At 53.7% G+C, this 26,538-nt stretch carries 25 protein-coding genes and 2 other annotated features; of the genes, 1 reads left to right on the forward strand and 24 read right to left on the reverse strand.

What is annotated here, in order from left to right; translation table 11 throughout:
• Positions 1-35 precede the first annotated feature (35 nt).
• From obgE to AC6RNO_RS17760, 18 genes are all read right to left on the reverse strand, one after another.
• Positions 36-1,337: a GTPase ObgE gene (obgE, locus tag AC6RNO_RS17675; protein WP_497106225.1), complete on the reverse strand. Its 1,302-nt coding sequence runs from the start codon at positions 1,335-1,337 to the stop codon at positions 36-38.
• Positions 1,338-1,346: 9 nt separating this feature from the next.
• Positions 1,347-2,102 carry a Spo0B domain-containing protein gene (locus AC6RNO_RS17680; protein WP_497106226.1) on the reverse strand — a complete coding sequence of 252 codons (756 nt, stop codon included), beginning with the start codon at positions 2,100-2,102 and terminating at the stop codon, positions 1,347-1,349.
• Between the two features lie 141 nt (positions 2,103-2,243).
• Positions 2,244-2,555 carry a 50S ribosomal protein L27 gene (rpmA, locus tag AC6RNO_RS17685; protein ID WP_474680421.1) on the reverse strand — a complete coding sequence of 104 codons (312 nt, stop codon included), beginning with the start codon at positions 2,553-2,555 and terminating at the stop codon, positions 2,244-2,246.
• A gap of 4 nt (positions 2,556-2,559) precedes the next feature.
• A complete protein-coding gene (locus tag AC6RNO_RS17690; protein WP_497106227.1) occupies positions 2,560-2,913 on the reverse strand; it encodes a ribosomal-processing cysteine protease Prp in 354 nt (117 codons plus the stop codon).
• A gap of 11 nt (positions 2,914-2,924) precedes the next feature.
• A complete protein-coding gene (gene rplU, locus AC6RNO_RS17695; RefSeq protein WP_474680423.1) occupies positions 2,925-3,236 on the reverse strand; it encodes a 50S ribosomal protein L21 in 312 nt (103 codons plus the stop codon).
• 13 nt (positions 3,237-3,249) lie between these two features.
• Positions 3,250-3,338 (reverse strand) — a sequence feature (ribosomal protein L21 leader region).
• Between the two features lie 55 nt (positions 3,339-3,393).
• Positions 3,394-4,557 (reverse strand): Rne/Rng family ribonuclease, encoded by a 1,164-nt coding sequence (locus AC6RNO_RS17700; protein WP_497106228.1) that lies wholly within the window; start codon positions 4,555-4,557, stop codon positions 3,394-3,396.
• Positions 4,558-4,578: 21 nt separating this feature from the next.
• Positions 4,579-5,454 carry a M50 family metallopeptidase gene (locus AC6RNO_RS17705; protein WP_488434597.1) on the reverse strand — a complete coding sequence of 292 codons (876 nt, stop codon included), beginning with the start codon at positions 5,452-5,454 and terminating at the stop codon, positions 4,579-4,581.
• Positions 5,447-6,331: a peptidoglycan DD-metalloendopeptidase family protein gene (locus tag AC6RNO_RS17710; protein WP_497106229.1), complete on the reverse strand. Its 885-nt coding sequence runs from the start codon at positions 6,329-6,331 to the stop codon at positions 5,447-5,449. The genes AC6RNO_RS17705 and AC6RNO_RS17710 overlap by 8 nt, the downstream gene beginning before the upstream one ends.
• Before the next feature lie 203 nt (positions 6,332-6,534).
• Positions 6,535-7,677 carry an FtsW/RodA/SpoVE family cell cycle protein gene (locus AC6RNO_RS17715; RefSeq protein WP_497106230.1) on the reverse strand — a complete coding sequence of 381 codons (1,143 nt, stop codon included), beginning with the start codon at positions 7,675-7,677 and terminating at the stop codon, positions 6,535-6,537.
• 6 nt (positions 7,678-7,683) lie between these two features.
• Positions 7,684-8,478: a septum site-determining protein MinD gene (gene minD, locus AC6RNO_RS17720; protein ID WP_474680428.1), complete on the reverse strand. Its 795-nt coding sequence runs from the start codon at positions 8,476-8,478 to the stop codon at positions 7,684-7,686.
• 40 nt (positions 8,479-8,518) lie between these two features.
• On the reverse strand, positions 8,519-9,178 hold the full coding sequence (gene minC / locus AC6RNO_RS17725) for a septum site-determining protein MinC (protein WP_474680429.1): 660 nt from the start codon (positions 9,176-9,178) through the stop codon (positions 8,519-8,521).
• A gap of 72 nt (positions 9,179-9,250) precedes the next feature.
• The gene (gene mreD, locus AC6RNO_RS17730; protein WP_497106231.1) at positions 9,251-9,781 is read right to left on the reverse strand and encodes a rod shape-determining protein MreD; all 531 of its coding nucleotides are present in this window, start codon (positions 9,779-9,781) and stop codon (positions 9,251-9,253) included.
• 12 nt (positions 9,782-9,793) lie between these two features.
• Positions 9,794-10,663: a rod shape-determining protein MreC gene (gene mreC / locus AC6RNO_RS17735; RefSeq protein WP_497106232.1), complete on the reverse strand. Its 870-nt coding sequence runs from the start codon at positions 10,661-10,663 to the stop codon at positions 9,794-9,796.
• A gap of 35 nt (positions 10,664-10,698) precedes the next feature.
• Positions 10,699-11,733, reverse strand: coding sequence for a rod shape-determining protein (locus tag AC6RNO_RS17740; protein ID WP_474680432.1), 1,035 nt, complete (start codon positions 11,731-11,733; stop codon positions 10,699-10,701).
• Between the two features lie 52 nt (positions 11,734-11,785).
• The gene (radC, locus tag AC6RNO_RS17745) at positions 11,786-12,475 is read right to left on the reverse strand and encodes a RadC family protein (RefSeq protein WP_474680433.1); all 690 of its coding nucleotides are present in this window, start codon (positions 12,473-12,475) and stop codon (positions 11,786-11,788) included.
• Positions 12,476-12,650: 175 nt separating this feature from the next.
• Complete coding sequence (locus AC6RNO_RS17750) at positions 12,651-13,103, reverse strand: RrF2 family transcriptional regulator (RefSeq protein ID WP_474680434.1); 453 nt, start codon at positions 13,101-13,103, stop codon at positions 12,651-12,653.
• Between the two features lie 86 nt (positions 13,104-13,189).
• Complete coding sequence (locus tag AC6RNO_RS17755) at positions 13,190-13,792, reverse strand: Maf family protein (protein WP_474680435.1); 603 nt, start codon at positions 13,790-13,792, stop codon at positions 13,190-13,192.
• Between the two features lie 174 nt (positions 13,793-13,966).
• On the reverse strand, positions 13,967-14,209 hold the full coding sequence (locus tag AC6RNO_RS17760; protein ID WP_474680436.1) for a DUF4321 domain-containing protein: 243 nt from the start codon (positions 14,207-14,209) through the stop codon (positions 13,967-13,969).
• 148 nt (positions 14,210-14,357) lie between these two features.
• On the opposite strand from AC6RNO_RS17760, the gene AC6RNO_RS17765 reads away from it, so the two are divergent.
• Entirely contained in the window at positions 14,358-15,641 is a 1,284-nt protein-coding gene (locus AC6RNO_RS17765) for an N-acetylmuramoyl-L-alanine amidase (RefSeq protein ID WP_497106233.1), read from the forward strand.
• Positions 15,642-15,818: 177 nt separating this feature from the next.
• Here the strand turns inward: AC6RNO_RS17765 and AC6RNO_RS17770 are convergent, their stop codons facing one another.
• From AC6RNO_RS17770 to AC6RNO_RS17795, 6 genes are all read right to left on the reverse strand, one after another.
• Positions 15,819-17,171 carry a hypothetical protein gene (locus AC6RNO_RS17770; RefSeq protein WP_497106234.1) on the reverse strand — a complete coding sequence of 451 codons (1,353 nt, stop codon included), beginning with the start codon at positions 17,169-17,171 and terminating at the stop codon, positions 15,819-15,821.
• A 461-nt stretch (positions 17,172-17,632) separates the two neighbouring features.
• Positions 17,633-19,093, reverse strand: a complete 1,461-nt coding sequence (gene tnpC, locus AC6RNO_RS17775) for an IS66 family transposase (protein ID WP_497106235.1) — start codon at positions 19,091-19,093, stop codon at positions 17,633-17,635.
• Positions 19,094-19,567: 474 nt separating this feature from the next.
• Complete coding sequence (locus tag AC6RNO_RS17780) at positions 19,568-20,065, reverse strand: hypothetical protein (protein ID WP_497106236.1); 498 nt, start codon at positions 20,063-20,065, stop codon at positions 19,568-19,570.
• Between the two features lie 157 nt (positions 20,066-20,222).
• Positions 20,223-21,611 (reverse strand): UDP-N-acetylmuramate--L-alanine ligase, encoded by a 1,389-nt coding sequence (gene murC / locus AC6RNO_RS17785; RefSeq protein WP_497106237.1) that lies wholly within the window; start codon positions 21,609-21,611, stop codon positions 20,223-20,225.
• Positions 21,612-21,618: 7 nt separating this feature from the next.
• Complete coding sequence (locus tag AC6RNO_RS17790) at positions 21,619-23,004, reverse strand: glutamate ligase domain-containing protein (protein ID WP_497106238.1); 1,386 nt, start codon at positions 23,002-23,004, stop codon at positions 21,619-21,621.
• Between the two features lie 61 nt (positions 23,005-23,065).
• Complete coding sequence (locus AC6RNO_RS17795) at positions 23,066-25,735, reverse strand: valine--tRNA ligase (RefSeq protein WP_497106239.1); 2,670 nt, start codon at positions 25,733-25,735, stop codon at positions 23,066-23,068.
• Positions 25,736-26,146: 411 nt separating this feature from the next.
• Positions 26,147-26,403, reverse strand: a binding site (T-box leader).
• Positions 26,404-26,538 lie beyond the last annotated feature (135 nt).

The following is a 26,538-nucleotide window of genomic DNA, read 5'->3' on the forward strand; positions in this document are numbered from 1 at the left end:
AAAACACTCACCCTCGAAAGAGTGAGCATCCTATGTTATTCTTTCTCCACAAATTCAAATTCAAAATCCCCGATTCGGATCGTCTGACCGTCTACCGCCCCGCGGCTGCGCAGTTCCTTATCGATCCCCATATTGCGCAAAATCCGGGCAAACCGCATGACACCGTCATGCGTGCTGAAGTTCGTTCGCTTGATCAAGCGCTCGATCGACGGGCTTTCCACCACGAACACGTCGTTGTCCCGGCGAATCGTAAAATCCTGCTCGTCCCGTTTCTCGAAGCGGTACACCTTGCGCTCCTCGACCTCGGCGATTTCTTCCACTTCCGGCACGTCCGGAATGCTCTCCAGGACGTCGGCGATTTTGTACAGCAGCTCCTGCACGCCGCCGCGCGCTATCGCCGATATCGGATAAATCTCCGCTTCCCGGCCGTCTTCGGCAAGCTGCTCCTTGAACAACACAAGATTGTCCTCCGCCTCCGGCATGTCCATCTTGTTGGCCACGACGATTTGCGGGCGGTGCTCCAGCTTCGCATTGTACAGCTTGATTTCCTCATTGATTTTGAGGAAATCTTCATAAGGATCCCGGCCGTCGCTCGCCGCCATGTCGACGACGTGCACGATCACCCGCGTCCGCTCTACGTGACGCAGGAACTCGTGACCGAGCCCCACGCCCTCGTGGGCTCCTTCGATCAACCCCGGCAGGTCCGCCATCACGAAGCTGCGGCCATCGCCCACATCCACGACCCCGAGGTTCGGGGTGAGGGTCGTAAAATGATAGGCCGCGATCTTCGGCTTCGCGGCCGATACGACCGAGAGCAGCGTGGATTTGCCCACGCTGGGAAAGCCTACGAGGCCTACGTCGGCCATTACCTTCAGCTCCAGCACAACCCAGCGCTCGACGCCATCCTCGCCGTTCTCGGCGATCTCGGGCGCTGTGTTGTGTGCCGTCGCGAAGCGCATGTTGCCCCGGCCCCCCCGGCCTCCGCGCGCTACAATCACTTCCTGCCCGTGACGGGTCAGGTCGGCAATGATCTCCTGCGTATCGTCGTCAACGACGACCGTGCCGGGCGGAACGCGCACGATCATGTCGTCGGCGTTCGCGCCATGCTGCGCTTTGTTGCGTCCCTTCTCTCCGCGGGCCGCCTTAAAATGCTTCTGATAGCGGAAATCCATCAGCGTGCGAAGCCCCTCGTCGACGCGAAAAATGACGTCGCCGCCATTGCCCCCGTCGCCGCCGGCCGGCCCGCCTTCCGGCACATATTTTTCACGCCTGAACGCGACGAGACCGTCGCCGCCGTCGCCACCTTTTACGAATACTTTTGCCTTATCAACAAACATCGCTACACCTCATTTACGAAACGGCAGCCGCAAAGCGATGACCGCTTCTTCCTCTTGCAATTCCTGCTGCTCAATTGAATATTCGGCCGACGTGCGCAGCAGCTGCGCATCGATAGCCTGCTTCAACCCTGAAGGGTCGAACGGCCCTTGATACACGAAATCAAGCAGTAAATGATCTTCCTGAACGTCAAATTCCAAACTGATGACGCCGGTCTCGTCCGCACCCGTGGCAGCATATTGCCGGAACAGCTCCACCGTTCTCGGGACCAATTCCTCGATCAGACTGCCGCGAAGGGGAAGCTGCTGCAAATTTACTTCCTGATCGAGACCGACTTCAAGCTGCAGCGATTTGGACTGAACGCGAAACATCATTAAATATGTAATAAGAGCGGGTATGCCCAGCTTCGACAAATTGCTTTCCTGCTGCATGCTCGTCTTTATTTTTTCCATGTACGGCCCTAAATTATCAAATTTCTTCAATTGAATGTAGCCGAACAATATTTGAATGTCATTCATCCAATCATGCCGCAGCCGGTTGACGATTTGCAGCACGTTGGCTTGATACTGCCGTTCCTGAGCCAACTGCTCGCCGAACGCTCTTTCCTGCAATCTGCTGGATTCCAGCCTGAAAGCCGCGTACCCGCAAATAACCGTTATCAACAATAGGGCTCCCCGGATTATCCATGGCTCCAGCAGCAATAAACCCGTTAATCCGATGAACGTTAGTGCCATCAAGTAGATCTGCGCGCTGCTTGCTCGATTCATGCCGCTTCGCTCCGTTCTCAACCGCTTTGTAACCGTTCCTCCAGTATATCATGTCAGCTGGAAAAGTTCACCATTCCCGTCCTGCCGTTCTTCATGCAAATAAAAATCCCCAGCGAACTTATCGCTCGCCGGGGATCGTTATTACACTTCTACAGCAGCAGCTACAGGAGCCGCATCAACCGGGTATACGCTCACTTTTTTGCGATCGCGCCCCCAGCGCTCGAACTTCACAACGCCTTGCACTAAAGCAAACAGCGTATCGTCCGAACCGATTCCCACGTTGTTGCCCGGGTGAATTTTCGTTCCGCGTTGACGAACAAGAATGCTGCCCGCAGTTACCGTCTGGCCGTCCGCACGCTTCACGCCAAGGCGTTTTGCGATGCTGTCACGACCGTTCTTGGTCGAGCCCACTCCCTTTTTGGAAGCGAAAAACTGAAGATTTAATTGCAACATGGTGTCATCCTCCTTTGCGATAGGTTGTTTCAATCGTTATATAGTCACCGTAATTTTGCTCAATCGTTCTTAACATGACGACCATCGATTCCAAGATCAGCTGAATCTGATCCCGCTTCGCCGGATCGGATTCGGGAATGTCCGGAATGGTTACATCCAGCAGCCCGTGCTCCATCTCGTGAATCGGAATAACTCCGGTCAGCGCTTCTATGGAATTGTAAGTACCGAACGTTACCGCCGATACTGCGGCACAGACCAGGTCTTTGCCGGGCACGTCATACTCAGCATGGCCTTCCACCACGAAAGATGCGATCTGAGGGGAAGCTTGCGATGTCCGTTCTATGGTCACATAGATCATAGGACAGCCTCTTAAGCTTGAATTTTCTCAACAACCACTTTCGTGTACGGTTGACGATGGCCTTGTTTTTTATGGTAGTTCTTTTTCGGTTTGTATTTATACACGATGATTTTTGCGCCTTTGCCGTGTTTTTCCACTTTCGCGGATACTGCAGCTCCGGAAACCAATGGTGCACCTACAACCAGACCGTCTTCTTTGGATACCGCAAGGACACGGTCAAAAGAAACCACTTCACCTTCAGCCGCGTTCAATTTCTCGATGTAAAGCACATCGCCTTCTTGAACTTTGTACTGTTTGCCGCCTGTTTCAATAATTGCGTACATTTCACTTTACCTCCTCATGTCTCAGACTCGCCTTGTCCAGGTGACGGAAAAGCAGCTGCCTTTCATCGTGCTTCGACCCGACTCGAGCGGTTACAGCATGCCCTAAAACAACACACTTTGAACATTATAGCACATGTGCAGCTCATCGTGCAACGCATTATTTGCGCTTCCGGGTCATTTCCAGCAAACCCAGCTTCGTCCATCCGACGAGGACGGTTTTGGAACGGTCCTTGCGCACTTCCTGCGTCATAATGTCCATCACCGCCATGCGGTTGACTTCCGAATTCATATCGATAAAATCTACGATAATAATGCCGCGAATGTTGCGCAGCCGGAGCAATCGGGGAATTTCGCTCGCAGCTTCCCGGTTGATATCGAATACCGTCTGCTCCAAATTGACCGATCCGGTGTAGCGTCCCGTGTTGACGTCGACGACCGTCAAAGCCTCCGTCTGATCGATGACGAGGTATCCGCCGCTCGGCAGCCAGATTTTGCGCCGGAACCCGCGGTTCAGCTCCTCGGTCACGCCAAACTGGTCGAACAAGGGGACCTTTCTGTCATAAAAGGCTACGCGCCCCCGCCATGCGGAATTTTGCCTGCGAAGCAGCTGCTTCATTTCTTCATACGTTTTGTGCTCGTTAATCCACACTTCCTTGACATCGTCGCCTATCACGTCCCGGGCAAGCCGAGGCAGCAGGTCCAGATCCTGGTAAAGCTGCGCGGGAGCGTGGACCTCTCCGGCCTTGGCGGAGACGGCGTTCCATAGATCCCGGAGATTTTGCAGATCGCCGCGGATGTCCTCTTCGCTTTGGCCGACGGCTCCGGTGCGGACTATGACGCCCTCGCCGGGGATCAGCATCCCTTCGGCAAGCTGTTTCAGGCGCTGGCGTTCCGCGTCCGTGTCGATTTTGCGGGAAATGGCAATATAATCGGCATCGGGCATGTACACGATCCATCGTCCGGGAATCGAGATATGGGTCGTCACTCTGGCCCCTTTGGTCCCCTGTGGATCTTTCGTCACTTGCACCATGAAGGTTTGTCCGGCGGTTGCGAGTTCGGTAATGGAAGGCTTCGTTTTGGGCTGTTTGTCCAAGTGGACGGGGAGCAGATCATCTATATACAAGAATGCGTTCTTCGACAGACCGATATCTACAAATGCAGCCTGCATGCCTGGAAGCACATTGACGATGCGGCCCATATAAATGCTGCCCGCCCTTTGGGAGCCAAGCGGATACTGCGTGTCGTACTCTGCCAGACGGCCTTCTTCCAGCAATGCCGCTTGGGTGAGTTCGGGTGCGCAATGGATAATGAGCTGCTTCATGCTTTCACCTCAACAGTTATTTTACATGAAAAGCTCGGAAACTGCACTCCCCGGTTTTTTGCCGTCCAAATAACTGTTCACAAGCTGCTGTTCAGGCAGCACCGCCTGGATGCGCCCTTTTTCATTGATGACATAGATCAAATGGTATTTTTCCCGCATAAACAATTTCAGCGTATCCGCCATCGTTCTTTGCCGCGTCACGACGATCGGCTGTGCCAGCGTCCCCTTGTTCAGCAGCAACCCGATGCGGCTGCCCCGCCCCACCAGAAACCGGATAAAATGGTACGGAAGCCGGCGGTACGACATCCAGTTCGAGACCAGCAAAAAAATGCCGATGACGAGCAAATTCAGATGCAATTGCCCGTGTACAAGCTGAGCCGCGGATACGCCGATAATCCCCAGGCTGAGCACGATGCTGATCCATGTGGAATAAAGGATCGTATTGTGGTAGGACATGACGTAACCGAGCATGCACTGCATCACCTTCCCGCCGTCCAGGGGCAGCACAGGCAGCAGATTAAACAAGCCGATCATCAGATTCGCCTCTATAAAATAATTCCACCAGACGGCGGAACCGATTCCGAAACTTTTGAACAGCAGCGCCAGCAAAATCATCCACACATGCTGCAAGGGGCCTGCCAATGCGACAATAAGCTCCTCTCGGGCAGGAGGCGTGCCGAGCTCGTCCACGATAACCACTCCGCCAAAGGGCAGCAGCTGCACCTCCTTAACGCGCCAGCCAAAGCCGCTCGCAGCCGCCAAATGACCGAGTTCGTGGATCAGAACGATGCCGAACAAAGTAAGGGCCTCCAGCAAAAATCCGGTAACTGCCGAGGAGAGCAATACGAGCGTAAACAACGGATGAAAGCGGTATGTGATACCGGCAAATTTAATCAAACGAAATCACATCCGCCGGATTGACAGGATGCCCGTCCTTCGTAAGGGCGAAATATAACGTTCCCTTGGACGGATCCGCCTTCGATGTTTTGCCAACCGCCTCACCGCCCTTGACCCAGTCATTGACCTCGACGTGAGCCTCGCCGATGGAGCCGTAGAGCGATTGCAGCCCCCCGGGATGGCGGATGATGATCGTGAGGCCCGTATCTTCTTTGACCCCGGCAAATATGATTTGTCCGGTGTCGAGCGCATATACGGGAGCGGCATCCTGCGTACGGAGCGTTACCCCCAGACGGGTAGTGCCGTCGTACGGAGCAACTATGCTCCCGCGGGCCGGCGCAAACAGCGTCCGCTTCGACGCGTTGACTTTGACCGCCTCTTCCTGGGCGCTGCCGCGGAAGCTTGGAATGAACGAAGGATAGCCGCCCAAACGCTCTTCATACCAGGCCGACAGCGCGGCAAAATCATACGACTCCGTCAGCGATGCAGTGACGAACTGCCTCCCTTGCGCCGCCCATGGCTGCTGCAGTTGAAACATGCCCCATATCGCGGCAAAAATGATCCCGCTTACGATCAGCTTCACCGCAATGGAGCGGCTGGAAGGCGGAGAAAACAGGCCGCTGTCTTCCTCTGCGTAATCCCTGCCGCTCAAGGCGGGGTCCATTTTGAATTTGTGCCTCCATGCGTACTCCGGATCCTCCATCCGCCGCTTCCATTCCGGGTCCGGATAAGGCGGAGGCTCCGGGTTAGGGCGCTGCGGCCCGCCGGTGCGCGATGGCTGCATCCTGTGTTCCCGGCCGTAGTTCGCCTCCGTCGTTTCCTGCAAGCTGCGAAGCCGCTGCTGGCGGCGCTGCTTCACTTTATTTTTGACTTCCATGGAAGTACCCCTTTCCTATTCGAAAGCTTGCCATAGGAGTCTGGCGGGCGGAGCTGCTTTTGTGCATATCCGCTACGGAATTCACCCGTCAGACTCCTTAGTACAACCTATGAACAGAGGAACGGGATTATGAGGCCGCGCAAAAGAAAAAGCCCTTCAGTTCCCTAGTGAGGGAGCGTTCAGGCTTTATCGAGGGCTTTATGTTAAAACAATTCCGGTTCCCGGTCCTGATGCAGCTTGACGCTCATCACCATGCCGAGTGAAAGCATGTTGATCACCAGCGATGTCCCGCCATAGCTTATAAAAGGAAGCGTGATACCGGTTAACGGCATGATGCCGATCATCATCCCGACATTTTCGAATATTTGGAAAACGAACATGGATACTACGCCGACAACGATGTAGGCTCCGCTCCGGTTCGTGCTTTGAATGGAAATGAGAATCATCCGGTAAATCAGCAAAAAGTACAGCAGCAGCAGCATGGCCGCGCCCCGGAAGCCGAACTCCTCGCCGACGACAACAAAAATCGAATCCGAATAGGCGAAAGGAATAAAGTTGCTGTGCACCGAGGTTCCCAGCATATAGCCCTCCCCCGTCATGCCGCCGGAACCGATCGCTCTGATCGCATTGCGCACCTGATAGCTGTTGTCTTGGGTTACTTCGGTCGGATACAAGTACGTGTCGATCCGGTTCATCCAGTGGCTGAAATGAAATTGTTCCAAGAGCGTGTAAAGCTTATCGTGATAATGGGTGTACAAAGTAAACAGCAGAAATCCCATGCCAACGATAATGGCGAGACCGATCAGCACATGCGTATATTTAATATTACCGATCCACAGCATGCCGGTCAAAATAATGACGAAAATAATTGCATTCCCCAGATCGGGTTGAATCAAAACGAGGACGAAAGGCAAAAAAACGAGAAATCCGACCGGGATCACATCTCTTTTTATTTCAAGAGCGTCCCCCCCGCGTCTGGCCAACAGCGCAGTAACGGCAATAATCAGAATCAGCTTGACGAGCTCGGCAGGCTGAAAAGTCATATTGCCCGGCAGCTTGAACCAGCCCTTGGCGCCATTGATTTCGATGCCGAAAAAGTATACGAGAATGAGCGAAAACACACCGATGCCGTACAAATACGGCGCTATTCTAACGAGCACGCGGTAATCGAACAGGCTGATGGCCAAAAACGAAAGCAAGCCTACGGCATACAAGCCAAGAATTTTGGGAATGCCGATTGAAATTTTATCGTTCGAGGCGCTGTATATTAACATCGTGCTCATAACCATGAAAACGAGCAATATTAAAACAATCCAAATATCAAATTTTTTCAGTTTGGCAAGCAAGGAGGATCATCCTATCCCGATAAACTTTTTCATTCGCTTCAGGAACCCTGTCTTGTCGTCAAGCGGCATCAGCGGAACGGTATCTCCCAGAATGCGTCTGGCAATATTGCGGTAAGCGATCGCTGCGCGCGATGTCGGATTCATGACAGTAGGTTCACCGGAGTTGGCGGCTTTGATCACATGCTCGTCGTCGGGCACGATGCCGAGCAGATCGATCGCCAGCACCGAGCATATTTCGTCGATATCCAGCATTTCGCCTTTTTTCACCATATTCGGGCGGATGCGGTTAATGACCAGCTTGGGCGACGAAATCTTTTCGTTCTCCAGCAGCCCGATAATGCGGTCTGCGTCGCGGACGGCGGCATTTTCAGGCGTCGTAACGACGATAGCTTTATCCGCTCCGGCTACCGCGTTTTTGAAGCCTTGCTCAATGCCTGCGGGACAATCGATAATGACAAAATCGAAATCTTTCTTCAGGTCCAGAACGATGGCCTTGACGTCCTCCGGCGATACGGCATGCTTGTCTTTGGTCTGAGCGGCGGGCAGCAAATACAGCTCATCGAACCGCTTGTCCTTGATCAGCGCCTGCGGCAGCCGGCAACGGCCTTCCACAACGTCGACCAGATCGTAAATAATCCGGTTCTCCAGCCCCATCACTACGTCCAGATTGCGAAGCCCGATATCGGTGTCGACCATGCAAACTTTTTTGCCTTGAAGCGCCAGCGCCGTGCCCAAATTAGCCGAAGTCGTCGTTTTGCCGACGCCGCCTTTCCCCGAAGTGACTACGATTGCCTCTCCCATATATTCTCACTCCCACAATCAATTTTCCGCGTAAAAGTTGTTACCCTGAAATCAGATCCGGCCATACCCGATGAATTTGGTGCAGCTTATCGATTTCCATCTTGCCGTCCTTGATGTAGGCAAATTCCATAAAAGCTTCCTCGATTCCCCATTCGTCGGGCGGACGGCTAATAATGCCGGCGATTCTGAGCTGTGTCGGGCGCATGTGGGAAGCGGCGATGATCGCTTTTTCGTTTCCATCCACGCCGGCATGCGCCATTCCGCGGAGGGAACCCATAATGTAAATATTTCCTGTGCACACAATCGTTCCGCCCGGATTGACATCCCCGAGAAAGAGCAAATTGCCGTCGTGCTCGAGGATTTGACCGGAACGGACCATGCCGTTTAACATTTTGATCGAAGCTGCCGGCGGTTCCGTTTCCTGCTGGATCGGCAGATCGCTATCTATCGATTGGATAAGCAAATTTCCTTTTTGCCGGATAATCGAACGAATTTCATCTTTTTGTTCTTCCGTCGTTTCGCGATTTCCCAATTTGACATGTACGTGAATGATCGGACCCGTCAATATTTGCTGGTGAGTCTTTTCCAGCTTGTGCTGGAGCTCCTTGAGCAGGACCTCCCATTCGCAAGCATCGCTTAGCAGAAAAACTAGGCCGTCTTTGACCCCTTTTATCGTCACATGATGTTTGATTGCAGTCATAAGCGCGTTCCGACCCCCCAACCTATACATTTCGGTTCGCGTTCTGGAATTTCCTGCCTCACCGTGACATTATTAATCATCTGTCCCGCTCGGCGGAGCGATCATGGATTCCAGCAGCTTGCGCATGGGGACATAGAAAATCAGGGCTAACAGCAAATTAAACAGGACGCTGGGGAGCATATAGTGGGTAAGGGCGAACTCGAAATCGATGTCGGCCAAGTTGAACAACCGGTTGATTCCGTAGTTGATCAATTCGAAGAGAAGCAGACCTACTCCCGTAATAAGCAAATTGTAAAAAATCAGATTGGGCTGCCTTCTCTGGACGAGACCTACCAGGTAAGCGGTCAGGCCCATGCCGAAGGAATAAATGCCCAGCATCGAAACGTAATAATTGAAGTCCTGCAAAAGACCGAACACTAATCCGTAAACCAGTGCGGAGTGGCGATGATGGAAAAGTCCGATAAACATAACGAACACTAGAGTAAGATGAGGCGCCACAAATACTTGTCCCTGCCACGATGAAGGGATCAGCAGCGGTACGATGGAGCCCTGCAGAATGAACAAGCCGAATAGTATGATCCAAAGCAAGTGCCGCGTAAACATGCTGCCGCCCCCTTACTTCACTTCGGGAACTTCGACGACAAACACTTCGCGGATATGGCTGAATGAAGCTTTCGGCTTCACCATAACTTTCTGTGTAATCCCGAATTCCCCGGGCCCGATAGAAGCGATCGTACCTACTTCAATCCCTTTGGGAAATACTTGCCCGAGCCCTGAAGTCATGACCGTATCGCCGACTTTGATCTGATCGCCCTGATCGACCTTGTTCATAACCAGTTCGTCCGTTTTGTTGTCGTAAGACTCGATCATGCCGAAAACTTCATCGTTACCCTTAATCGTAACGGCGATCGCCTTGGAGTTATTGTCCGTATCGCTAATCTCTTTCAATAGCTGCACATTGGAATGAAAGCCGAACACTTTGCTGACTCTGCCGACGAGACCGTCTACCGTCATAACGGCCATATTCTCCTTGATGCCGTCCGAATCTCCCAGATTAATCGTAGTCGCGCTGTTGTAGGGATCCGTAGAGGCCGTGACGACCTCGGCAATGCGGTAAGTGTAATTGTTGGATTGGCGCTGGCGCTCCGTAAAACCGAGAGCTTCCATCAGCCGCTTATTTTGCGCTTCCAACTCGTTAAGACGCTGCGTATCCCGCGCATATTGGGTCAACGTCAGCTTGAGCGTCTTGTTTTCCTCGTAAATGATTCGCAGCTGGCGAATGTCCTCAAAGAAACCCGCTATAGCGGCAGCGGGCTTGTAGAAGAGACCTTGCGTCCATGAAACCGAATCTTTGACGAACTTTTCCGGCCACGTCATGGGCGCCCGGTTGCCGAGCGTAAGTCCCATCAAAATAAAAAAGCAGATCAGGCCGAACATCAGGAAGATCAGCCTCTTATTCCCCATAAATTTAAACAATTCGAACACCTTCTAGGCTTTTTAACGGATGCTTTCCGCTTGTTTTATTTTCTGTACTTGGAGGTCGGCCCTGACCTTGTTTTAAACAAATGAATATTTTCGAGTGCCCGGCCTGTACCGATAGCTACGCAATCAAGCGGATTTTCCGCCACGAGCACCGGCATGCCTGTCTCTCTGGCGAGCAGACGGTCAAGATTGCGCAGCAAGCCGCCGCCGCCCGTGAGCACAATGCCGCGGTCCATAATATCGGCCGACAGCTCCGGCGGGCATTTTTCAAGCGTTACCTTGACGGCGTCGACGATCGCCCCCACCGTGTCCTGAAGCGCATCCGTAATCTCGTCGGAGGAAACGCTGAGCGTCTTCGGCAGTCCCGATACAAGATCGCGGCCGCGGATTTCAATCGATTCCGGCTGTTCCATCTGCAGCGCCGAGCCGATTTCCATCTTCAGCAGCTCCGACGTGCGCTCCCCGATCATCAAATTATAAGTCCGCTTAATATATTGGATGATGGCATCGTCCATTTCATCGCCGGCAATGCGGATCGAACGGCTCGTCACGATGCCGCCGAGCGAGATTACCGCCACCTCCGTCGTTCCTCCGCCGATGTCGACAACCATGCTGCCCGTCGGTTCCCATACCGGCAGGTCCGCCCCGATCGCCGCAGCGAAAGGCTCCTCGATCGTGTAAGCGTCCCGCGCCCCGGCCTGCTTGGTCGCATCTTCTACGGCCCGCTTCTCAACGGCCGTAATGCCCGAAGGCACGCACACCATCACGTTCGGATGGCGCTGGAAAAGCCAGCGCTGCTTCTGCGCCTGCCTCAGAAAGTAGCGGATCATCGTCGAAGTCGTATCGAAATCGGCGATGACGCCGTCTTTCATCGGACGGATCGCACGGATGTTCCCCGGCGTGCGGCCGATCATTTTTTTCGCTGCGTCTCCGACAGCTTCTATCGTTTTTGTATCCGTACGCAAGGCCACCACGGAAGGCTCCCTCACGATAATTCCTCTGCCTTTTACATAAACCAAAGTATTCGCCGTGCCTAAATCAATCCCCAAATCTTTTGTAAAACCACCGAACATGGTTGTTACTCCTTTCCTGTTGTGTCTGACAATGAGCATAATTATTATTATATTACATATAGCCTTCTTCCTTCAAACTTACGAATCTTTGGTCTCCGATAATGATATGATCGAGCACCTCGATGCCGATAATCGAGCCGGCCTCCATAAGCCGCTGCGTAATCCCGATATCTTCCGGGCTCGGCGTCGGATCACCGCTCGGATGGTTATGTACGCAAACAATCGATGCGCAGCCGCGCTTGATCGCGGCGCGAAACACTTCGCGCGGATGCACGATGGAAGCGTTGAGGCTGCCCATAGACAACGTCTCCTGGGCGATCACATGGTTCTTCGTGTTGAGAAACAAGCAAACAAAATGCTCTTTTTGCAAGTAGCGCAGCTCTTCGCTGAGCAAATCGGCGACATCCTTCGGTGAGCGGATCGTCACGGTATCGGACAGCTTGCTTCGGGCCAGCCTGCGGCCAAGCTCAATGCCTGCCTGAATTTGCAGCGCCTTCGCGTCGCCGATTCCTTTGATCTGCGTCAGCTGCTCCCTGCTCATATCCACCAGGCTGCGCAGCCCGCCGCACTCGCTCAAAATCCGCTGCGCGAGCCCGACGGCCGACTCCGAGTATGTGCCCGTTCTCAGCAAAATCGCCAGCAGCTCCGCATTGCTGAGCGCCTCCGCCCCATGCTGCAGCATTCGCTCTCTGGGCCTTTCCCCCAGCGGCACTTCCCGCAAAGTCAAGTTGATTGCTCCCATGAATTCCCCTCTTCCATCTTCTAGATTATGTCACTGCGCTGCATCCCATTCATTATACCACCCTCTCAACCGCTCGACACCTTTTGATGCCAGCATAGACTTATTCGACATGTAAAGGGAATAAAAGGGCGTACGCAAAAAATAAAACCCCCGGATTGTAATAATCCGAGGGCTTCTAGGATAATTGTTGCGATTGATTCGGTTTTGAGCAATCAAATTCGTGCAAACGTTCGAGCATGCTGCCGATCGTGTGTTTTTCGAAACAAGCTTCCATCTGCTTCTCCGCATCCGCAAACACATATCCCATCAGCTTATCCATCTTGGAGGAAATCATGCAGGACTTACTCTCATCCCCCGAGCACCAGCTCGGCTTGAGCGAACCGTGGCTTGTCAGCCGGTAAATCTCACCCAGCGTGACTTCGTTCGGGTCGCGTTTCAAAATAAACCCGCCGCCGATCCCTTCCTTCGTCCCGACATATCCCGCTTTGCGGAGGCAGCCCATTACTTTGCGAATTCGAGCGGAGTGCGTGGAAACATTCGCTGCAATCTCTTCGCTGGTTGCCATACGGTCAGGCAAATGAGCCAGCAAAACGAGGCTGTGCACGGCTATCGTAAATTCGCTGTTCATGACAGCTTCCCTCCCGATACAAAATGAAGTGATGTCGTATACTGTCATTGTAACCGTTACAGATTATCCAGTCAATCCGAGATGCATCACAGCACCCGAATGTCAAAATGAGCGAGCAGATCGCTGAGCAGCGATAGCGGCAATCCGACAACGTTAAAATAGTCCCCGTCAATCGAATCGACAATCGTCGCTCCCAAGCCTTGGATCCCGTAAGAACCCGCTTTGTCTTTCGGCTCGCCTGTCGCGATGTATCTCCGGATTTGCTCGTCCGTGAGCGGCTTCATCCGCACATGCGTAACCCGATGGGCCACGGCGTGCTCGCCCGACTGCGCGTCCAGACAGGCCACTCCGCTGTACACTTCGTGAGTCGCGCCTTGCAAAGCTTTGAGCATGCGAAACGCGTCCTGCTCGTCAACGGGCTTGCCCAGAACCTCGCCCCCGAACGCCACAACCGTATCCGAACCGACGATTACGCCTTGCCGCTCCTCCGCTTGCAGCATTTCCCGCACAGTCGACGCCTTGCGCAAAGAGAGTACTTCCACCATCTTCGCGGGCGTTGTTCCGGGGTCTACGGACTCATCCGCATCGCTGACCCGAATAATATAAGGGAGTCCGAGCGTTTGGATCAGCTCCTGCCTGCGCGGCGAAGAAGACGCAAGAATGAGAGTGGGATGACTCGTTGCTTTCAAAATAAAACATCTCCTATCACAATGTATTCAGTAAAATGGCCCTGGAGTCCGGCGGGTAGAGCTGCTTTTGTGCATGCCCGGTAAATGAATGACTGCGCATATATACCGCTCACGCCGCATGAAATTCGTCATTTCGCATCTACATGAGTTCATCGGACAGACTCCATGCTCTTGCTACAGTTTGCGGAACAGGTAAAACCCGCCCGCCAACCCGAGTATGCTGCATAAATTTAGTTTCACCAGAAGGTGCAGCTCATATTTCACAACTTGCAAATCGGCTTTAGGCTCCCAGCTGATTGGCACCGTATTGGTCAGGAACGACAACGCCGATACCGGTGTGAGCAGTTGGCCGACAATAACTCCAGTGACCAGTCCGATGATTAAAAATATGATGAGCGTCAAGATGTTTTTTTTCATCGCCAGCATCCTCTCCGGTATGTACATGCCTATTATACTTGCAAGTTCTTCAAATGATCAACGAAAACGATGAACCCGGTGCCGTATCTTACCTTTTTACACAGAGAGCTGATCCTAGTAAGATAAGGAGTGGAGGGACTGCCGCACAATGAATTTACGTAAAAAACTCCTGGTCTTGTCTGGCTTATTATCGATTTCGTTTCCTTATCAAGCCTTCGCTTACAAAGTTGTCGTCGATCCCGGACACGGCGGATACGATTCCGGAGCCACCGGCAATGGGCTGCAGGAAAAAGCCGTGACTCTGGATATCGCCCTGAGGCTGCGGGATGAACTGCTGCGCAGCGGGTATGAAGTGGCCATGACCCGCACGGACGACCGGTACTTGTCGCTGGCCGAAAGAGTAGAGTTTACAGGCAAGCAACAAGCGGACTTGTTCGTCTCGGTTCATGCCAACTCGACCAACAGTTCGAAAGTAAACGGGTCCATGGTGCTTTACTATGACAAAGATTTCCCGCAAGATGACTATCCGGCCAGCGAGAGCATGACAGCTCTGACGCCCTACAGCAAGGATCTGGCGCAGCGTGTGCTCGATTCCCTGGTTAACGCGGCGGGCACCGCCAATCTCGGTCTCGTACCGAGCGCGGTGTACGTGACTCGCATGGGGGCGATTCCCAGCATTTTGGTAGAGACCGCTTTTTTGAGCAACGCCTCTGACGCAGCGCTGTTGTCCACCGATTCCGTGCGCACTGCAATGGCCAAAGGAATCGAAAAAGGCATTGAAGCGTATGCGCCGCCTTTATTTACCGACACGCTAAACCATTGGGCAAGAGAAGCGATTTTGCGAATGAAAAATAAAGGGCTGATCGAGGGCATCGGCAACCGCTTCGAACCGCAGCGCGCGTTGACGAGAGCGGAATTTTTGACCGTGATGGACCGGGCGTTCAATTTCGGCGGCATGCAGACGGCTTGCGCCGGAAGCAGTACCGTTACAAGCGCCGTATACGGCTGCAAGCCGGCTTCCGGCGGTGCCGGTAGTGGTGGCGGGATAAGCAGCGCCGTTTATAAAGATCTGCCTGCCAAACATTGGGCTAGCCCCGTGTTTGCAAAAGCGCAAAATCTGAGCCTGCTGCAAGGCTATGCGGACGGTACGATCCGGCCGGACAAGCCCATTACGCGGGGAGAAGTCGCCGTCCTTTTCCAAAGGCTGCTTCAAGCCGGTAAACCCGCAGCAGGCGGCAAAGCGGACGCAAGAGTTTCCGCCTTCGCCGATGTTCCCGCTGATCTATGGAGCGCCGGTGCGATCTACTCATTGAAAAAGCAAGGTATTATCGACGGCGTAACCGATACGGAATTCAGACCCGACCAGTCCATTTCCCGGGCCGAAATGGCCGTGATGATGGACCGTTACGTCAGCAACAAAGCAGCCAAATGAGATAAACCTCTATCGAGGTCTTTCGAAGAAGAGCGCCTGCGCGCAGCGCCCAGCGCGCGGTGTTGCGCTGCATGACGGCGGTCGGTCGACCAACGCGCTTTAGCGCTGTAAAGAACTTTAAACGCAAAAAGGCGCCCCGCAGCCGGAAATGACCGGTTCGGGGTGCCTTTTTTTGCTTCAGGAAACCGAGACTTCCCTCAGCAGCGCTTTTTGCGCGATAATGTACTGCATCATCGACGTCTGCGCCTGCCAAAGCATTGCCGTTGAAGGCGTTTTTTTGTATTCCTCCATCGATTGGACCGAGCTGTTCAGCGCAGTCGTCATCTTTTGTACGATGGCTTTGACTTGGTCGTCAAGACCTTCGTTCATCGAGGCCGACAATGCGGTCAATGCTTGATGGCTTGTGCGGACCGCCTGCACGGACGTATCGCTTAAAGCGGTCGGCTTCGCTTCTTCCAGATGCACGACGGTCAGGCCGCTGATCATCCGGATCAGCTTGTCGCCCTCGGTAAGGAATGAAACCGCCGCTTCCGGCTTGGAGCCGCTCCAGCGAATGCCGGTCACGGCCGGGAGATCCATATTTTTAACGTACACTTCCACCTGTTTGTCCCGCGCCTGCAGCTGCTGGCTTAAGGCAAGGGCATCGTCGCGGTTCAGCGCAAATCCGGCGAAGACGGTAATCTTGTCGCTTTCGTCCAAAGCGGAAGCGAGGCCTTTCTTTTTCAAGCTGTCCTGCGCCGCTTCGGCGCTTTGTTTGGTGCTGAATACGCCGTTTTGCAAAAAGGCGTAGGATTTGGCCGGAATTTGCACAGGCGTGACGGCAATTCCCGCCGATGCCGGAACGGCCGCCGCTCCTCCGGCAGCGTTTGTCTTGGCCGCATCCGTGTTTGAAGCGGTTGCGGCGGGTTTGCTCTGCGACGCGGCCGGAGCGCTTGGGGAAGCGATGGAGGCCTGCTTGACCGGATTTTCCGCCCCCGTGTTCCCCGTATTCCCCGAGTTCGAAAACATCGAAAGCACAAAAAATCCGAAAGCCACACCCGTAACGACAGCCCCTGCAACGGACGTGGCAATCCTGATCCACGGCGCCCCTGACGACTTGGCGTACCTGGTGCCCATCTCCTGCTCGATCCACGGCTCTCTTCTTGTCCAAGAGGACCAATCGTCCGCATTTCCCACAGGACGCTGTGAAGCTTCGCCCTCCTCGTTCAGCCGGTCCTTTTGGGATTCGCGGATCAGCCGCTCCACCCGGTCGCTCTCCGTTTCAAGCGGGCTGCCCCAGTTGCCGAGATCCGTCGTTAATGCGTTCAGAGCATGCGTTTCAAAAAAACTTTCCGCCTGCTGCCGTTCCGCTTTATCCGTGTGCAAGACGGGTTCCGCGGTTTCGGGCATGGATGAATCTATAACTTCAAACTCCTCTTCATAGAGGGGGATTACTTTTTTGTCCCTGTTTTCCTTAAGCGGCTGCGGCGTTCCGTCTTGAGCCTGCTGTTCATTTTGACCGAAGCGATATGTTATTCTTGCTTTATTCATATCCCATTCTCTCCTTGTCCCAATCTTCTGCTACTAGATTATGTTTGAGAGAATAGAAATATGATAAAAAAACGCCACAAAAAGCGAAGAATCTTAATCAAAAGCCTCCCGATTCCACTAGCAGCAGAAAAAGGAGCACGCCAAAAAAACGCGCCATCCAACACACACCGGCATTACAGCGCAAGTTGATGTGTAGGGGGTGTCGATGAACTCGCACGCTTGCGCTGACGCATCTACTTGGCAACGCGCGGAAAGTCTGCAAAAAGCCCGGCTGCTGATAAACCGCACGCTTGCGCTAACGCACCTACTTGGCAACGCGCGGAAAGCCTGCAAAAAGCCTGGCTGCTGATAAACCGCACGCTTGCGCTAACGCACGGAAAGCCTGCAAAAATACATCTTTTTGCTCCCTGATGCGCTTGTCTCGACAAATTCCTGCAAATCTGGTTACTACTTAGGTCTGTTTAGAATTGAAGGCGTCCGTGAAGGGCCAAAGAGAGGGATTCGAGGATAGGGCGATCTTGTTTGAGAAGGGTAGAGATGACCGAGCGAATGCGGGCAAACTGCCTAGCCCCTGCGGGCGTACGGAATGCACCGGAAATTTTGGTTTTCACCTTGACCATGCGAATATCCCGCTCGGCTTGGTTGTTGTCAAACGGCACGCGGGCATCTCGAAGAAAGGCAAGAACAGCGGATTTCTTTGTTTCGAATCGTTCCGCTAAATTTCCAGCCTTCCCTTTGGCTTGTCTGCCACGTGTGCCCTCTTTCCTGGCAACCAGGTCCTTGCTCCATTCTTCTCTGCCGCGAGCGAGAATGTCGTCATAATGCTGCTCAATTTCGGTGATGACGGGCTCCGTGAGGGGCGTGGCGGATTCACGGGCTGTACGCGTCATCTTCCAGCTTTCTTGCAGCAACGTCTTCATGTCTGTTGCCCACTGGTGCTTGTCGTTCTCTATGATTCCCTGACATTCGCGAAGAAGATGGGCGTTGCACAGGGCGTGAAGGAAGAAAACCAGCGATTGATTGAAGTACGGTCCATAACAGTCATGGACAACCGTCCCCTTGTAGATGGGCAGGATGCCTCCCTCGGCCATCCCTTTGGTCCCCCGACTACTGTGAACGGTTAGCTGTGTGTACTCACCATTACTCGCGACATGCATCCAGACCCCGCTGCCGCCCACGCGAAAACCGGTCTCATCCGCGTGGATGACCGGGCTTTCGAGCAGGTGCTGGCGGATCTGCTCTTCCACAGGTGCCAAGGCGGTATACATCTGCTGCAGTTGCGATAGCAGCGTGGCTTCACTGGGGCCATGACCGGTTAAGTCTTCGAAGAGCTGGGCAATCCGTGCCAAGGGCAACAACTGGTAGACGCTTAGATAGCTGGTCCAGGCCGGTAGCGTTTCACCATACTGAACGGGAGCTTGGATACGTTCGGGAAAAACGGCGGTACTTGTGCTCATGCAAGACGGGCAGCATTTCGTTTCGGCCCGGTGTTCGGTGACAATCCACTTCACTGGAGGCAGGTCGAAGACTTGTCGCGCTTCAAACCCATGAGCCGGGACATCTGCCAAAGACGCCTGACAGGAGGTGCACGTCAGATACGGATAAACCCGAATCTCATCGGGTTGTGCCACGGGATGTAGCGTCTGCCCGCGATGGCCTTTAGGCGCTCCCTTTTTGCCACCGGATTGGCGGAGGTTGTTGACTTTCCGAAACCCGTCGCTGGAAGGCGGCTTGCTGCTGTTATTGCTATTTTGACCGAGCTGACGTTCGAGATCCTGAACACGATGTTCCAGTTCTTCAATACGCTTCGCTTGACGTTCAATGATCTTTGCCTGTTCATCGATCACCTGCAACAAGGCGTTGAAGGCAGCGATAATGTCGGGGTCGCCCTTGCAAATGGAATGAACTTGTTCAGCAGACATATGCATAGGGGACACTCCTCTCTTCGTTTTGGGTTATCTTACCTTTTCGGCGTATGAAACCAAATACCTTTTTATTTTGAGAGAAAATTCTGCTTCAGTACCTAAGTAGTAACCAAATCTGCAGGTTTTTCCGCCCAAACTCCCGCTCTGGCCTATCTTGACCGAAAATTCCTGCATTATCGCAGGCTTTTCCCTAAAATGAACTGTTTCCACCGAAAAAAACTGCACTTTTGCAGGTTTTGCCTGATCCTGGGCCGCCGACTAACGATCCGGTGCCAGCTAACACGACACTGACACACCACTTCACAAATTGACCTGCAAAAGTGGAACTACCGATCAACCTGCACACTTGCGCTAACCACAACTGCTCGGCAACGCACGGAAAGCCTGCAAAAATACATCTTTTTGTTCCCTGATGCGCTTGTCTCGACAAATTCTTGCAATTCTGCAGGTTTTTCCACCCAAACTCCCGCTCTAGCCCATCTTGACCGAAAATTCCTGCATAATCGCAGGCTTTTTCCTAAAACAAACCGTTTCCACCGAAAAAAACTGCACTTTTGCAGGTTTTGACGTGCCGCACATCCTGCAGCCTCGCACGCCGCTTCTCTCGCCGCTCCGCGCACCGCTCTCCCGCTGCTCCGCACGCCGCTTCTCTCGCCGCTCCGCACGCCACTCTCTCGCCGCTCCGCACGCCGCTTCTCTCGCCGCTCCGCGCACCGCTCTCCCGCTGCTCCGCACGCCGCTTCTCTCGCCGCTCCGCACGCCACTCTCTCGCCGCTCCGCACGCCGCTTCTCTCGCCGCTCCGCGCACCGCTCTCCCGCTGCTCCGCACGCCGCTTCTCTCGCCGCTCCGCACGCCACTCTCTCGCCGCTCCGCACGCCGCTTCTCTCGCCGCTCCGCGCACCGCTCTCCCGCTGCTCCGCACGCCACTCTCTCGCAGCCTCTGCGCCGCTTCTCTCGCTACTCCGCACACCGCTCTTTCGCAGCCTCGCACGTCGCTTCTCTCGCCGCTCCGCGCACCGCTTTCTCGCTGCTTCGCGGGCTGCCAGGCCGCTTCGCGAGGGGCTTCGCCGTCTTGCAAAACGAAAAATCGCCGCAAGCGCTGGAGCCTGCGGCGATTTCGGATGGTTATGATTTGGGTTCGTACTTGCTGCGCAGTACTTTGGCCAAGCCGTCGGCAGCTTTCCAAATGTCTCCTGCGCCCATTGTCAATACGAGGTCACCCTGACGAACGTGGCCGATCAAATATTCGAGCACTTCATCCCTCGTCGGAATATGCTGAACGTTAGGGTTGCTGTTGCTTCGAATGAGTTCCACCAGCTTTGCGGAATCGACGCCTTCAATCCGCTTTTCGCCGGCTGGTGAGTAGATATCGGTGATAATCACCTCATCAGCATCTTCAAATGAGCGGCTGAACTGCTCGAATAAATAATAGGTTCGCGTGTACCTCTGCGGCTGAAAAACGGCGACAATCCGTTTGCCGGTCGCTTTGGCCGCGCTGATCGTCGCTTGAATTTCCGTAGGATGATGCGCGTAATCGTCGATGACCAGAATGTCCTGCACTTCTCCCAGCACCTGAAATCTCCGTTTGGCGCCGCGGAATTCCTGAATCGCCTCGGCGATCTGCGAAAAGGAGAGCCCTGCTTCCAGACAAGTAATCAGCGTCGCCAGCGCGTTGTACACGTTATGCTTACCGGGAACGGACAAAGCAAGCCGGCCCAATTCCTGGCCGTGGTGATTGACTGTAAAAGTCACCTTGCGGTCTCCCAAAGTGATGTCCGAAGCGGTATAGTCGGCGTCGGAGTGGATGCCGTAGGTAATAACCTCGCTTTGAATTTGCGGGATCATTTCCCTCACAAATTTGTCGTCCTTGCAGACGACCGCTTTGCCGCCCGGCCTGACTTGACTGAGAAATTGCGCATAGGCATTTTTCAAATTTTCAAAGTCGCCATTGTAATTTTCCAAATGGTCCGCTTCAATATTATTGACAAGCGCCAAAGTCGGGTGATACTGCAGGAAAGTGCCGTCGCTTTCATCGGCTTCCGCCACGACGAACTCGCCTTTCCCCGCCTTCGCGTTGCTGCCCACATTCATAATCTCTCCGCCTATAATATAGGTCGGGTCAAGTCCGGTAGTTTCCATGACAAGCGCAATCATGGATGACGTCGTCGTCTTGCCGTGCGCGCCCGCAACGGCGATCCCTTTGCGCTCGTTCATCAGCCTTGCGAGCATTTGCGAGCGATGTATGATCGGAATTTTCAGCTCTTCGGCCGCCTGCATTTCTACGTTGTCTTTGCCGAGCGCCGTAGAATAAACGACCAAATCGGCACCCGACACATTTTGCGCCTCATGACCGATGAATACTTGAGCCCCTTTGGCTTTCAGCTTTTCCGTAAGATCCTGCTCGGCCAAATCAGAACCCGATATGCGGTATCCCATTTCAAGCATGACCTTGGCAATGGCACTCATTCCGTATCCGCCGATGCCGATAAAATGTACGTGTTCAGCTTGACTCACGCCGTTCTCACCATCCTTTTTCAGAATCGGTTTGATTGGTAATCCAAGAACGAACATCGGAGATTAAATACAGCGTGCCGGATACGACCGCCAGATCATCCTGCTCGGTTCTGCTAGTCAGGGTTTTCAAAGCCCGCTTCCAATCGCGTTCCACAACGATATCCACTTTGCGGTTCATCTCGCGCAGCAGCTCTTGAGCCAGTTCCGCGAGCATGGAGGCGTCCCCTTTTTTATGAAAATCTGGTTCGGTAAGGATGAGAGTATCCACCAATGGTAGTATATGCCTCAGATAGCCTGTATGATTCTTCGTCGAAAGCATTCCGATCATAAAATGAAGCTTCTTATAGCGATATACGCCGCGCAGCGCCGCCGCCAGCGTCTCGGCTCCCTCCGGATTGTGCGCCCCGTCCAGCAAAACGCGCGGATGGCTCGAAACCATCTCCAGCCTGCCGGGCCAACGGGTTTCCTGAAGGCCTTTGTACAGATCCTCATCCTCTACGATAACTGCATAATACTGCCTTAATACTTCCAGCGTCATCAGCGCGACAGCGGCGTTCGTCAGCTGGTGGCTGCCGTTCAGCGAGACGGGAACTTCCCGCAGGCTGCGGAATGGACCTTCAAAATCGAAAGTTTGATGATCCAGTTCGCTGGTGACCGCGGTGTAGCGGAATTGCCGGTCCAGCGAGTAAAGCGTCGCTTTTTTGGCCTTGGCGGCTTGTTCAACGACACTCCATGCCTCGGGCTGCCGGACTGCTGTAATGACGGGAACGCCGGATTTAATAATTCCGGCTTTCTCCGACGCTACCAGCTCAAGCGTATCGCCCAAAATTTCCATATGATCATGACCGACATTGGTAATGATCGAAACGAGCGGCGTAACGATATTGGTGCAGTCCAGCCTTCCGCCAAGCCCCGTTTCCCAAACTACATAGTCAGGGTAGGCCACTTTGGCAAAATACAAAATCGCCAGCGCCGTCGAGATTTCAAACATAGACGGAGCCCCCAGCTCCGTCTCCCCGATTTCGTCAACAATCGGCTTCATTTCATTAACCAATTGCAGCAGTGACGCGTCGTCGATATCTGTGCCGTTCACTTGAATGCGGTTCGTGTACTTCTCCAAATACGGAGAAGTGAACGTCCCTACATCGTAACCGCATGTCCGCAGCACCGACGATAAGTATGCGCACGTCGAGCCCTTGCCGTTCGTTCCGGCGACATGAATGAACTGCAGCCTGCGTTCCGGGTGGCCGAGTTTTTCCATCATCAGCTGCATGCGGGCAAGTCCCGGTTTTATTCCCAGCTTTTCCATTCTGCCGACGATCCAATCAATCGCTTCCTTGGCTGTCCGGAATGCCGCCGAGCTTGAGTCTTTGATTTCATTCATTGATCTCATCCTCATTTACTATATGAATCACTATGTCGGAGCAACTAGGCGATAGCTCTAATTTCCACGATTACCCTTTTAATTCCGCTAATCGAGCTATCACTTTGTCCCTCTTGTCTGCGTAATCGGCAAGTTTGGCTTTTTCTTCTTCGATGACTTTGGCCGGAGCTTTGGCAACGAAGCCGGCATTGGCGAGCTTTTTCTCGATTCGTTCCACTTCGCCGTGGAGCGTTTGAAGCTCTTTGTCCAGACGCGCCAGCTCCTGGGCGATGTCAATCAGCCCGGCAAGCGGCAGGAACAATTCCGCACCGGTCACGATAGCCGTCATAGCTTTTTCCGGAGCCGTCAGATCCGATTCAATCTCCAGCCGCGACGTATTGCAAAAACGGCGCAAATACTCTTCGTTGCTGCGCAAAATCGCCTGCGTTTCATCGGAGGCCGGCTTCACCAGAAGCTCGATTTTTTTGCTCATCGGCACATTGACTTCCGCACGGATGTTGCGGACTGCTCGGATGGCGTCCATCAACAGCTCCATCTCGCGGATCGCATCCGGCGCTTCGAACGCCGGGTTCACAGTCGGCCATGCCGCCAGCGTAATCGTTTCTCCTTCATGCGGCAAATGCTGCCAAATTTCTTCGCTGATGAAAGGCATGAACGGATGAATGAGCCGCTGCGTCTGATCGAGCACATAGGCAAGCACCGATTGCGTCGTTTTCTTCGCCGCAGGGTCTGCGCCGTACAAGCTCAGCTTGCTGAACTCGATGTACCAGTCGCAAAGATCGTCCCATATAAAATTGTAAAGCAAGCGTCCGGTCTCGCCGAATTCATAGCTGTCAATGAGCCGGGTTACATCGCGGACCGTTTCGTTCAAACGGTGCAAAATCCAGCGGTCAGCCGTGCCCAAAGACCCTGTCAAATCAATGTCGGCCGCGGTTACGCCTTCCAGATTCATCAACGCAAAGCGCGAAGCGTTCCAAATCTTGTTGGCAAAATTGCGCGCCTGCTCGACGCGTTCCCACCGGAAACGAAGATCCTGCCCCGGCGTGCTGCTGGTCGAAATCATATAGCGCATCGCATCGGCGCCGTATTTCTCGATCACCTCAAGCGGGTCGACGCCGTTACCGAGCGATTTGGACATTTTGCGCCCTTCGGAATCGCGGACGAGACCGTGCATCAGCACATCTTTAAACGGAATTTGCCCGGTAAATTCCAGAGCGGTGAAAATCATCCGCGCCACCCAGAAATAAATAATATCGTAACCCGTAACGAGAACGTCCGTCGGGTAATAACGTTTCAAATCTTCCGTATCGCCAGGCCAGCCCAGCGTAGAGAACGGCCATAAGCCCGAGCTGAACCAAGTGTCCAGGACATCCTCGTCCTGATTGATATTGCCGCTTTGGCAGTGCGAGCACACTTCGGCGTCCTGCCGCGTTACCGTCGTGTGGCCGCAATCGGCGCAATGCCACGCCGGAATGCGGTGGCCCCACCACAGCTGGCGGGAAATGCACCAGTCGCGCACATTTTCGATCCAGTGCAGGTAAATTTTTTCAAAACGGTCAGGGACGAAGTTGACGCCCTTGCCGGATTTTTGCGCTTCGATCGCTGCCTCTGCGAGCGGCTGCATTTTGACGAACCATTGTGTGGACAAATACGGCTCGACAACCGCGCCGCTGCGCTCGCTGTGGCCGACTTGATGCACATGCTCCTCGATTTTGACCAGTACGCCCTGCTCCTTCAGATCGGCGACGATCTGCTTGCGGCACTCGAAGCGGTCTTTGCCCTGATAAGGGCCGGCATTGGCATTCATCGTACCGGTTTCGTCCATCACAAGAATTTGCGGCAGATCGTGGCGCTTGCCCACTTCAAAGTCGTTTGGATCGTGCGCAGGCGTAATTTTGACCGCGCCGCTTCCGAACTCTTTTTCCACGTACTCGTCGGCAATAACCGGAATCTCGCGACCGACGATCGGAAGAAGCAGCTTTTTGCCGATCAGATGCTGATAGCGCTCATCGTCCGGATGAACCGCAACGGCCGTATCCCCAAGCATCGTCTCGGGACGCGTCGTAGCTACGACGATTGAGCCTGTGCCGTCCGTCGTTTTGTATTCCAAATGGTAAAGATTCCCTTGAACTTCCTTATACTCGACTTCAATGTCGGAGAGCGCTGTCCGCGCGGCCGGATCCCAGTTGATAATATAGTTGCCGCGATAGATCAAGCCCTTTTCATAAAGGCTGACAAACACCTCGCGAACCGCCTGCGACAGCCCTTCGTCAAGGGTAAACCGCTCCCGGGAGTAGTCGAGCGAAAAACCCATTTTCGCCCACTGCTCGTGAATCGTGTTCGCGTAATGGTCCTTCCACTCCCATACTTTCTCCAGAAACTTTTCCCGCCCCAGATCGTAACGGGTCCGGCCTTCCTCGCGCAGCTTCTGCTCCACTTTGGTCTGCGTAGATATGCCCGCGTGGTCGCAGCCGGGAAGCCACAACGCGTCAAAGCCCTGCATCCGCTTCGTGCGGATCATGATATCCTGCAGCGTAAAATCGAGCGCATGCCCGATATGCAGCATCCCCGTCACGTTCGGCGGCGGTATAACGATCGTGTATGTCTCGGCGTCGGAACGGGTTCCCGCTTTGAAAAATTCGTTTTTAATCCAGTAGTCGTACCATTTGCGCTCGGCTTCCTTCGGATCGTATGTCGTAGGCATTTGCAATTGCTGAGCCGTTTGATTCGTTTCGCTCATATAGTTACCTCCATGTCATTATTTGCATTGAAGTTTGTTCGCTAATTTTTGCGGTCTCGTTCCCCTTGGCCTCGTTCCCGTCAGGGAACGGGCGATCCGCTCTTGTTGGCTTCGTTCTCGTAGAGAACGGGCGATCCGTTTTCCGTAAGGAATACTTCCATTTCCCCCTCAATAACGTCCAAGCGTGTCCGAAGACGAGAGTTTCACCGAAACTCGTATGAAAGACGAAAGCGCTCCCTCTACCTGCTCATCGCCAAAAGCGCCTATCCCCGCTCCCTGCTGCAATCGCTCGTTGTCCAGGGGGCGAAACCTCAGAGTTTTGCGGAGCAAAACTGGCTTCGAAAGCATACGCTGGGGCCCTCCTTGTAGGAGGGTTTGGGAGGTAAAGAAACACAAATAAAGCCTCCCGCCGCAAAGGACGAAAGGCTTGCTTCCGTGGTACCACCTTTATTCCACGCCCTGTCCCGCCAGGGAAAGGCATGGCTCTCAAACAGATAACGGCTGCGGCCGGCAAACGCTGCGGAACCGATGGCAACTTGCGCGCATTGTTCTATCACGTTTGCAACTCCAGGGCGACTTCGATCGGCTGCGACCTATGGAACCTTTCAGCGCTGCAGTTCCACTCTCTGAAGGACATACCGGCTACTACTCCCCATCAACGTTTCCAAGTATTGCTCAAAATGATTTACACCATATGATAGCGAACATTTTCATCAGAGTCAATATACTGCCGTGCAGATTGTGTCGATTTGTAATTTTCATTATAACCGTTTTTCCATATTTTATGCTTAGACCCATTTTTG

The organism is Paenibacillus sp. sgz302190, from assembly GCF_059820445.1.